Origin of the sequence: Streptomyces sp. NPDC058864 (genome assembly GCF_042742985.1) — a bacterium.
GTDB lineage: Bacteria > Actinomycetota > Actinomycetes > Streptomycetales > Streptomycetaceae > Actinacidiphila.
Genome location: NZ_JBHYMQ010000060.1, coordinates 45,065 through 54,535, shown reverse-complemented (window position 1 = coordinate 54,535; position 9,471 = coordinate 45,065). Strand labels below are relative to the sequence as shown.

Genomic DNA, 9,471 nt, shown 5'->3' with positions numbered 1-9,471 from the left:
CAGCATGGACATGACGAGCAGTCGGCCGGGACGAGGATCAGTAACACGATCGAGCGATCGCGAACCAGGGAAGATCGGACTTAACGACCTCTCAGTGTCGAGGGGTACGGTTCAACGCGTGAAGATCGTCGTGCAGGTGAAGGTGCTGCCGACCGCTGAACAGGCGGTTGCGATGCGCTCAACCCTGCGCGCGTGCAATGACGCGGCGAACTGGGTGTCGCAGGTCGCGTTCGATCGGGGTTTGCCGCGCGAGTACGAGCTTCGGAAGCACACGTACTCCGAGCTCAAGGCCCGCGGTCTGGGCGCCCAGTCGGCGCAGCACGTCATCAAAAAGGTCCGCGACGCTTACACAACGCTCCATGCGAACATCAAGGCCGGAAAATTGGGGAAGTCTGGTTCGAAGCGCAGGGTGAAGGCAGAGGCGAAGCCGATCACATTCCGGTCGGAGGCCGCTCAGCCGTACGACGAGCGGTGCCTGACCTGGCAATATGGTGCCGCGACTGTGTCCATTTGGACCACGGCTGGTCGGCTCAAGGGCGTCAGGTTCGTCGGCGGCGCAGACCAGTTGAAGATCCTGCGGGAGTACCGGAAGGGGGAGTCTGACCTCGTGGAACGCGACGGCGAATTCTACCTCCTCGCAACCTGCGAGATTCCCGAGGCCGACTTCAACGACGACCCAGCTGGGTTCCTCGGCGTGGATCTCGGCATCGTGAACATCGCAACCACCTCAGACGGCAACGTTCTCGTCGGCCGACGGCTGAACCGGTATCGGGCGCGGCAGGCAGATTTACGAGCCAAGCTGCAGAAGAAGGGCACCAAGTCGGCGAAGCGGCTACTGAAGAGGCGCGCCCGCCGGGAGCGGCGGTTCGCCGCTGACACCAATCACGTCATCTCGAAACGCATCGTGGCAGAGGCTGAACGCACCTCCCGTGGAATCGCCCTGGAAGACCTGGGTGGGATCCGCATGAGGGCTCGGTTGAGAAAGCCCCAACGAGCTGCGGTGCACAGCTGGGCGTTCGCCCAGCTCGGAGGGTTCCTGGCATACAAAGCACGCCGGGCCGGCGTGCCTGTGGTCTTCGTCGATCCGGCGTACACCAGCCAGACTTGCTCAGAATGCCAGTACACAGACAAGAGGAACCGGGCCTCACAGGCCCGGTTCCAGTGCAGGTCGTGCGGCGTCGTTGCGCAAGCAGACCTGAACGCTTCCCGCAACATCGCTCGCAAGGGCGAGGCTGCGTGGACTGCGGGGCGTCAGTCACGCGTCCCAGCCCCTGCCTAGCAGGGGCTCAGATGCGGGAGGTCCCACGGCCGCCAGTCGTGTACCTACCTGCAAGGCCGGTTCTTCAGGGCCGGGTTAAGTTGACGAGCAGTACTGCGCCTCCTTGCCGATGGCGCGGTACATGCAGTCCGCGTTCTCCAGGAGCAGCAGCACCGCCTCGCGGTTGCGGCTGGTCTGGGCGGGGATCACCTCGTCGGGCGGGTAGAAGCCCGACGAGCCGTTCGGGCCGGGGTACATCTCGAAGGTGTACGCCCAGACCCCTTGGTTCGCCCAGAGCCAGTCGATGATCGACCCGTCGGTGATGTAGAGGTCGCTGGACTGTTCGGGGGTGTAGCCGTTGGTGGCCGCCATGGTGCGGCCGAAGGTCGCGAAGGTGTTGTACTGGTCGGCCGTCATGCCGGTGGTGGTGTTCGCGGTGGTGTAGCCGAAGGGCCACAGCACGAGCTGGCTGTAGGTGTGGAAGTCGATGCCCGCGGTGATCTGCTGCCTGCCGCCGACGACCCGGCCGCGGACGAAGTCCGCGACGAGCCTGACCTCGGGTGCGGACTCGGCTGACGCGCCCCGGTAGGTCTCGCTCGACTTGGTGCCCGAGGAGCCGCCGCAGCAGCCCCAGCGGTAGTTCCAGTTGCGGTTGAGGTCGGTGCCCACGGCCGAGGAGCCGGCGTTGGGCTGGCGGTTCTTGCGCCAGCTCCGGTAGGAGCCGGTCGCGATGTCGTACTCGCCGCCGTCCGGGTTGAGGTCCGGGATGATCCAGATCTCGCGGGAGTCGACGATGTTCCTGACGCGGCTGTCGGTCGCGTAGCCGTCGCCCAACTGGTGCAGCAGGTAGAGCGCCATCTCCACGGTGAGGTGCTCACGGGCGTGCTGGTGATGGGTGAAGAGCACCTCGGGTTCCGCCTCGTCGGTGCCGACGTTGTCGCTGATCTTGACGGCGACGATGTTCCGTCCGCTGTAGGAGGTGCCGATGACCTGCTGCCGCATGACGGCGGGGTGTGCGGAGACCAGGGCGTTGATCTCCGCGGTCATCTCCGCGAAGTTGTGGTAGCCGGAGTCGGCGCCGGGGAAGTCCAGCACCGAGGCGCCGCCCTCGCCGCCGCGGCCGGTGGCGGCCGCCGCGGGCGGGCCGGGGAGCGCGGTGAGGCGGTAGCCCGCGGAGCGCAGTGCGGCGGCCTGCGCGGCGTTCGCGGTGACGACGGTGGAGTGGCTGCGGGCCGCGTCGATCGACACGCCGTGGGCGGCGAGCGCCGTGCGGGCGGCGACGGTGCCGGTGCCGGCCACCTCGTACTGCCGGACGACCTCGTCGGCGGCGGCCGCGACGGGACGGCCGCCGGCGGTGGAGGGCGAGGCGTCGGCCTGTACGGCGAGCGAGGTGGCGAGGACGCAGGCGAGCAGCGCGGCGGTGACCGTCGCCCGTCTGCCGGTCCGGGGGATGCGCATGGTTGTCCTCCTGGGTGTGGGGGTGGCGCAGGAGTTCGGACCGATCGTGCGGGTGTGGCATGACCGCGTCAACGCGGAATGCGTGCTTCGGTTGTGAACGCCCGGAATTCTCCCGCGGATTGGCCGGTGGGACCTGCCTGTGGCGGGTTCCGCGGTGCCGGTAGGATCGGGCCGATGCCCGGGCGTAGCGCAGAGGCAGGCGCACCGCCTTGCTCAGGCGACTCACGCCGGTTCGAATCCGGCCGTCCGGGCAGCCGGCGCACATGGGCCCGTAGGGCAGAGGCAGACCCGCCGCCCTCTCAAGGCGGATACGCCGGTTCGAATCCGGCCGGGCCCCCGATAGGATCATCGCAATGCCCGGATGTAGCGCAGAGGCAGGCGCCCCTCCCCTCAAGGAGGGACACGCCGGTTCGAATCCGGCCGTCCGGGCAGCCGGCGCACACGGGTCCGTAGCGCAGAGGCAGGCGCCGCCGCCTTGGCAAGGCGGATACGCCGGTTCGAATCCGGCCGGACCCACCGGGAGGCGCCGGAGGACGGGCAGGGGCAGTGGGGGACACGGACGGCATCACGGAGGCGGAACTCGCCGTCTTCGACGAGGTGGTCGGCAAGCTGCGCGAACTGCCCGTCGACGACCCGGTACGGCTGCGCGCCGAGCAGGTGGCCGCCTCCTTCGCGCGTGACGGACGGCTGCGGCGCAGGAAGACCCGGCGTGAGGACCGCGCCGCGGCGGACGCGGAGGTCGTGGCGGCCACCGCGACGGGAGCGCGGGAACGCCGCGAGGACGCACCCCTCGACGAGACCCCGCAGGGCGGCGCCGCGGGGGAGTTCGCCAGGCCCCGTCGCTGCTACGTCTGCAAGTCCCCCTACCGGCGGGCGGACGCCTTCTACCACCTGCTCTGCCCCGACTGCGCCGTGGACAACACCGCACGCCGGGGCGCCCGTACCGACCTCACCAGCCGACGCGCGCTGCTGACCGGCGGCCGCGTCAAGATCGGCTTCCAGCTAGCCCTGATGATGCTGCGGGACGGCGCCGAACTCCTGGTCACCAGCCGCTTCCCGTGCGACACGCTCCGCCGCTTCACCGAGGCGCCCGGCAGCGAGCGGTGGCTGCCCCGGCTCACCGTCGTCGCCGTCGACCTGCGCGACCCCCGGCAGGTCGTCGGCCTGTGCGAACGGCTCCGCGAGAGCGGTGAGCCGCTCGACATCCTCGTCAACAACGCGGCCCAGACGGTCCGGCGGCCCCCCGGGTCGTACGCGGCCCTCACCGCGGGTGAGCGCGCGCCGCTGCCCGCCGGGGCCCGGCCGGCGGCGCTGCTCACCGCCCCCGGCTTCGGCACCGTGCGCGCGCTGCCGGCCGCCGCCGGGCCGACCGCCGAACTCCTCCTCGCCGAGACCGACGAGGCGGGGCTGCTGCCCGACCTCGCCCCCGAGAACTCCTGGTCGGCGGAGCTCGGCGGCCTCGACCCGGCCGAGGTGCTGGAGACCCAGCTGGTCAACTCCCTCGCCCCCGCGCTGCTCTGCGACCGCCTGCTGCCCCTGCTGCTCGCCTCCCCGCGGCCGCGCCGCTACATCGTCAACGTCACCGCCGTCGAGGGCCGCTTCGCGGTGCGCAACAAGACCGCCGGCCATCCGCACACCAACATGGCCAAGGCCGCTCTCAACATGCTGACCCGCACCAGCGGACCCGCGCTCGCCGCGCAGGGCGTCCACATGTGCAGCGTCGACACCGGCTGGATCACCGACGAGAACCCGCTGCCGAAGAAGAACCGGCTGGCCGGCCAGGGGTTCCGCACCCCACTGGACGTCGTGGACGGCGCGGCCCGGATCTACGACCCGATCGTGCGCGGAGAGGCCGGGCACCCGGTCTCCGGCGTCTTCCTCAAGGACTACCAGGAAGCCGAGTGGTGACATGACGGACGACCGGCCGCCCTACGCGGGTGTCCCCGAGGTCGTGCCGCGCCCGCACGCCGACCTCGAACCGCTGCTGGGCTGGCTGCGCGGCGGCGAGGGGGTCGCCGAACGCCGGGACTTCCCGGCCGGGACCGCCCTGCCCGACGGGCGGCTCGACCTGTGCAAGCAGGCACTGGGCCCGGAGGGCGCCGCCGCGGTTGCCGAGGCCCTGCGCCGGGCACCCGTCACCGGTGCCGTACGCCATCTGCTCCTCGGCACCGACGGACTGGGCGACGAGGGTGCCGAGGTCGTCGCCGAACGCACCCGGGACACCGGGGTCGAGACGCTCTACCTCGGCTGCAACGGCATCACGGCGGGCGGAGCCTGCCGCATCGCCGACAGCCTGAGGGCCTCGCCGCAGGCCGTCACCGGGGTCTGGCTGAAGCGCAACCCGCTCGGCGGCGGCGCGGGCGAGGCGGGCGCCGGACTCGTGGAGGCCGCACGGTCGTTGCGCACCCTGGACCTGGTGCAGACCGGACTCGACCCGGCGGGCCTCGCCGTGCTGGCCGACGCGCTCGTCGTCGCCGCCCGCTCCGGACGCGCCGTGGAACGGCTGTTCGTCGGCGGCAACGCCCTCGGCACGGCCGGCGCGGCCTGCCTGACGACCCTCGTCACGACGGGAGCGGTCGCCGAACTGTACGTGTCGGCGGCCCGCCTCGGCGACGAGGGCGCCCTTCTGCTCGCCGAGGCCCTGGCCCGGGCGCCGTACGGCCGGCTCACCCGGCTCTCCGTGGCCAGCAACGGCATCGGGCCGGCGGCCTGCGCCCGCCTCGTCGCCGCCGCTACGACCGCCGGCGTGGAACTCCTGGACCTGGGGCGGGTCAAGGCCGCGCGGGTCCTGGACGCCGCGGACAACCGGGTCGACACCGAGGCGGCCGCGGCGATGGCCGGGGCACTGAGCTCGGCGCCGCACCGGCTGACCCATCTCGTGCTGGCCCACACCGGAATGCGCAGCCGGGAGGCGCACCGTCTGCTCGACGCCGCCCCGGGGGCCGCGACCGCGACCCGCTACGTCCTCGGCAAGGGCATCGCGACCAGCGTCCGGCGGCGGCTCGACGCGCTCAGCGCCCACCTGCCGCCGCCGGCCCTGCCCGCGGACGTGGCCGCCGTGCGCAGCGTCCACCGCACCCCGCGCTGATCAGCGGGGCATACGGGCGAAGGTCTCGATCCAGAAGCGCTGCGTCTGCTCCGAGGCGCCCACCAGATACGTGGAGCGCAGCTTGGGCGGCAGCAGTGCCACCAGCCGGGCGACCGCCTTGCGGTGCCGCTTGAGCTGGGACAGCTCCGCGTTGGCGAGCACCTGGTGGACGACGTCGCTCTCGTCGTTGCCCTCCGCGGACTCCTCCCGGGCACGTCTGAGCCGGGCCTCCCAGGCGTCCACGTCCCGGGCCAGCTCGCGCAGCCCCGTCACCGAGCGGTTCGCGAGCCGGTCGACCAGGGCGGTCAGCGGCACCGGTGCGTACTCGCCGTCGCCGAGGTAGACGGTGGCCATCTGCAGCGGCAGACCGCGCTGGTGGAGCTTGATCAGCCGCTCGATGGTGCGCTTGGTGATCCAGGCGCGGCCGTCCTCGTCGATGTCGTGCTTCCACCACTCCAGCACGGTCTCGGCAATGCCGCCGTACCGCGCGATCAGCCACTCGTTGGCCGGGATGTCGCCCGGCTCGACGGTGAGCGAGGCCGTGAAACGGGTCGCCTGGGCGATGTTGTTGCGCGACACCATCAGCCTGCGGCCCAGATGGTACGGCGGGTTCTGCACCGCTATCTGGGCGCGGAGGTTCTCGATCGGGCGTCCCGCCAGCGACCACTCCTGAGTGATCTCCATCAGCTTGGCGAAGGCCGCCTTGTCCTTGGGCCGGTTGTACTCGTCCCAGACGATCGCCTTCGGCTCGCTCCCGGTGAACTTCTGCGCCAGCAGGGTGTCCAGGGAGCCGTCCCGGTCCGGAACGGGCGCACACAGGTCCTCGACGTTGGTGACCGGCAGGGAGAAGTACAGCGGGTCCCGGCCCAGGTCCGCGCGCAGCGTCTCGCGCACCACCTCGGTCTTGCCGCAGCCGGGCGGCCCCTGGAGCAGCACCGACCACCGGTTGCGCAGCGCCGCCCGCACCACCGAGCGCACCGGGTCCGGCACCGTCGCCGGATTGGGCACACCGAGCTCCGCGGCGATCCGGTCCAGGATCTCCGGCGTCCGGTCCTGCCCAGGGGAGCCGTCCGGCCGGGGTTCCGCCAGGCGCAGCCGCTCGCCGTTGACCAACGGCAGCCCCCAGCGCAGCGGGAACCCCTCCCGCGCGTTGGCGAGGACGTGGTCGAGGGTGCGCGGGGAGAGCAGCTCGCGGACCGCCGGGCCGAGCGACGCCCACAGGGCGAAGACCCCGTTGAGGTCCCAGTCCCGGTACTTCTCGGCCAGCTTCCGCCGCCACGCCGTGTCGTTGGCGGTCACCCGCACCGTGACCATGCGGTCGAGGACGGCCAGGTCGCCGCGCCGGGCGGCCGTCTCGGACAGCGACTCGTTGTCGCTGAGGAACACCCCGATGCAGCCGAGTTCCCTGAGGTCGTACTCGCCGAGCGTCCAGTTGCAGGCGATCTGCATCAACTGCGACTGGATTGTCTCGCCCGCCTGCAGCGAGTCGTCGATGAGCAGCACGAACGGGCGCCCCGGCCGCAGCTGGCTCATCACCAGCTGGCGCAGCACCAGTTCGTCCGTGTGCGGGTCGCGGACCGGCGCGTTCACCAGGAGGTCGTCCGGGGTGAGGTTGGCGGCCGGGACGTAGACCAGTCCGGCCTGCGGATGGGACTCGGCGACGTGCGAGAAGAACGTCGACGTCTTGCCGATGCCGTGCTCGCCGAAGACCTGCCCGGTCTGCCCCATGTCGATCATCGCGTCGATGAACGACTCCAGCCGGGAGACCTCCGGGCGGCCCTCGGGAGGCCGCGGATAGGTGGCGTTGGCCCGCCGGGGCCGGGGGCCGGCCGTGGCGGTCGCCGCGGTGCTGGTCATGTCGCTCCTGTCGTGACGCGGTGGCAGGCCATGGGAGGGGTGTGGGCGTCGGGCCAGTCGTCTCCGCCCTCGGTGATCAGCCATATCCACTTGTCGGGTTCCTGCGGCGTGATGTGCGGGGCATGGCCGTCGGTGAGCACGATCACCGCGTCCGGACGCTCCTCGAAGCGCCGCCCCTGGACCTCCGTACGCCCTTCCACGTAGTCCGCCACGGCCTGGAAGCTCGTGCCCCCGCCGCCGTACACCCGCTCACCGGGGACGAAGGGCATCACGACGCCGTCGAAGGAGAGCCAGTGGGCCTCCACGCCGTCGATCCGCCCGACGAGTTCGGTCAGCCAGGTGATGACGGAACCCGGCATGGACCCCGAGGTGTCGTAGGCGATGACCAGTACCTTGTCGCGGACCGGGCCGCGCCGCGACAGCATCGGGTCGTGGCCGAGCGCCGCCAGCAGCGCACCCCGCTTCTTCGGGTAGACCAGCCGCTCGCCCTCCCGCAGCTTCGAGGCGACCACGTCGACCAGCCACCGCTGCCACCAGTCCACCCGACGGATCCTCACCGTCTCGCCGCGCAGCGCCCCCGCGCCCAGCTGTCCCCACAGCCGGGCCGTGCGCTCGGAGGCGCCCTCGGTGCGGCCCATGAGGTCCAGCAGCTCCCGCTCGGCACCGGTGTGCCCGCGCCGCGCGGCCAGCAGCGAGTTCAGCAGGGACGAGGACACCAGTGCGTCGATCGTCCCCTGGTCACCCGGCACGCCCCCGTCCCCGTGCCCGCCCTCGAGGTGCACGCACAGCGAGGTGAGCGGCACCGGCGGGTGCTTCATGCGCTTGAGCTCGGTGTAGACGCCCATGTCGGTCTCGACGAACTCCGCGTAGGGCAGCGGTGTCAGCCCCTGCTCCGTCAGATCCCGCTCGTACGCGGCGTGGACCTCGCGCGGATCGACCCCCGTCGGCCGTCCGTCCCGCAGCGGAAGACCGTCCCGCCGCAGCCGGACCAGCGCCACGTGGTTGATCGCCACCTCCGCCGCGGTGGAGAAGACCGGGTCCTCCCGCAGTGCGGGCTCCGCCAGCAGATGCCGGTGCACGACGTGCCGGGCCTCGTGGAAGAGGACGAACTTGACCCCCTCCAGCCCCAGGCCGACGAAGAACCCGGGGTTGTACAGCAGGAGCACCGAGCCGTCCCCCGAGGCCACCACCGCCGCGGTGTCCACGGCCGTGGTCGGGATCTGGTGCGGGCACTTGGCGTACAGCCAGGACGCGACCGCCGACTCGGTCAGCCCGAAGTCGAGCAGCGCGGCCTCCTTCAGTCGCTGCGCCTCCGCCACGACGTCCGGATCCGCCGGACGCCACCGCTCCAGCGCCCGCCGGTCGGCGAGGTCGACCACGGGTCGTCGTCGTGTCCGCTCGTCGAATCCCATGTCAGCCCCCCCGCTTTCGTCCCCCGAACCCTCCGGCTCCTCCGGTGACTCAGTGTTACCAGAGGCCACTGACATTGGGCCTCCGGCTCCTTCCGCGGCGCTCCCCGCGATCGCCCCCGCGGTCGTGACGAGTTCCGGCAACGTGCCCGTGAACGTCGGCAGGAGCTGCACCAGCACCGCCCACGCCTCGGTGTTCCCGCCCAGTTCCGAGCGCACCAGTGGCCGCAGCGCCGCCGCCGCCTCCGCCAGCCGCAGCGGGAACGCCCAGCGGCCCATGGCCAGGACCCGCAGGACCTCGCGTGCCGGACGCGAGCCGGTCGCGAACTCCGCCGGGCCGTCCACGACGCCCGCGTCCCGGAGCCGGTTGGTGAACTTGCGGTGCGTGCCGAACTGCGTGC

At 71.7% G+C, this 9,471-nt stretch carries 6 protein-coding genes and 4 tRNA genes; 7 read left to right on the top strand and 3 right to left on the bottom strand.

Features of this window, described 5'->3' with window-relative positions; all coding sequences use genetic code 11:
* Positions 1 to 118 precede the first annotated feature (118 nt).
* Positions 119 to 1,279: an RNA-guided endonuclease InsQ/TnpB family protein gene (locus ACFW3D_RS32435; protein WP_500510303.1), complete on the top strand. Its 1,161-nt coding sequence runs from the start codon at positions 119 to 121 to the stop codon at positions 1,277 to 1,279.
* A 75-nt stretch (positions 1,280 to 1,354) separates the two neighbouring features.
* On the opposite strand, the gene ACFW3D_RS32430 is transcribed toward ACFW3D_RS32435, so the two are convergent.
* Positions 1,355 to 2,716, bottom strand: coding sequence for a M14 family metallopeptidase (locus tag ACFW3D_RS32430; protein WP_500510301.1), 1,362 nt, complete (start codon positions 2,714 to 2,716; stop codon positions 1,355 to 1,357).
* Between the two features lie 178 nt (positions 2,717 to 2,894).
* On the opposite strand from ACFW3D_RS32430, the gene ACFW3D_RS32425 reads away from it, so the two are divergent.
* The 6 genes from ACFW3D_RS32425 to ACFW3D_RS32400 all read left to right on the top strand — a co-directional run bounded on the left by ACFW3D_RS32425 (position 2,895) and on the right by ACFW3D_RS32400 (position 5,804).
* Positions 2,895 to 2,967: transfer RNA gene (locus tag ACFW3D_RS32425), tRNA-Ser, on the top strand.
* Positions 2,968 to 2,981: 14 nt separating this feature from the next.
* Positions 2,982 to 3,053 (top strand) — tRNA-Glu (locus tag ACFW3D_RS32420).
* 20 nt (positions 3,054 to 3,073) lie between these two features.
* Positions 3,074 to 3,145 (top strand) — tRNA-OTHER (locus tag ACFW3D_RS32415).
* A 14-nt stretch (positions 3,146 to 3,159) separates the two neighbouring features.
* Positions 3,160 to 3,232 (top strand) — tRNA-Ala (locus ACFW3D_RS32410).
* 30 nt (positions 3,233 to 3,262) lie between these two features.
* The gene (locus tag ACFW3D_RS32405) at positions 3,263 to 4,624 is read left to right on the top strand and encodes an SDR family NAD(P)-dependent oxidoreductase (protein WP_500510298.1); all 1,362 of its coding nucleotides are present in this window, start codon (positions 3,263 to 3,265) and stop codon (positions 4,622 to 4,624) included.
* Position 4,625: 1 nt separating this feature from the next.
* Positions 4,626 to 5,804: a leucine-rich repeat domain-containing protein gene (locus tag ACFW3D_RS32400; protein ID WP_500510296.1), complete on the top strand. Its 1,179-nt coding sequence runs from the start codon at positions 4,626 to 4,628 to the stop codon at positions 5,802 to 5,804.
* Here the strand turns inward: ACFW3D_RS32400 and ACFW3D_RS32395 are convergent, their stop codons facing one another.
* Together ACFW3D_RS32395 and ACFW3D_RS32390 are read right to left on the bottom strand one after the other, a co-directional pair.
* Positions 5,805 to 7,661: an ATP-binding protein gene (locus tag ACFW3D_RS32395; protein ID WP_500510293.1), complete on the bottom strand. Its 1,857-nt coding sequence runs from the start codon at positions 7,659 to 7,661 to the stop codon at positions 5,805 to 5,807.
* Entirely contained in the window at positions 7,658 to 9,073 is a 1,416-nt protein-coding gene (locus ACFW3D_RS32390) for a DUF2201 family putative metallopeptidase (RefSeq protein WP_500510326.1), read from the bottom strand. Before ACFW3D_RS32390 ends, ACFW3D_RS32395 begins: the two co-directional genes overlap by 4 nt.
* Positions 9,074 to 9,471: the final 398 nt, after the last annotated feature.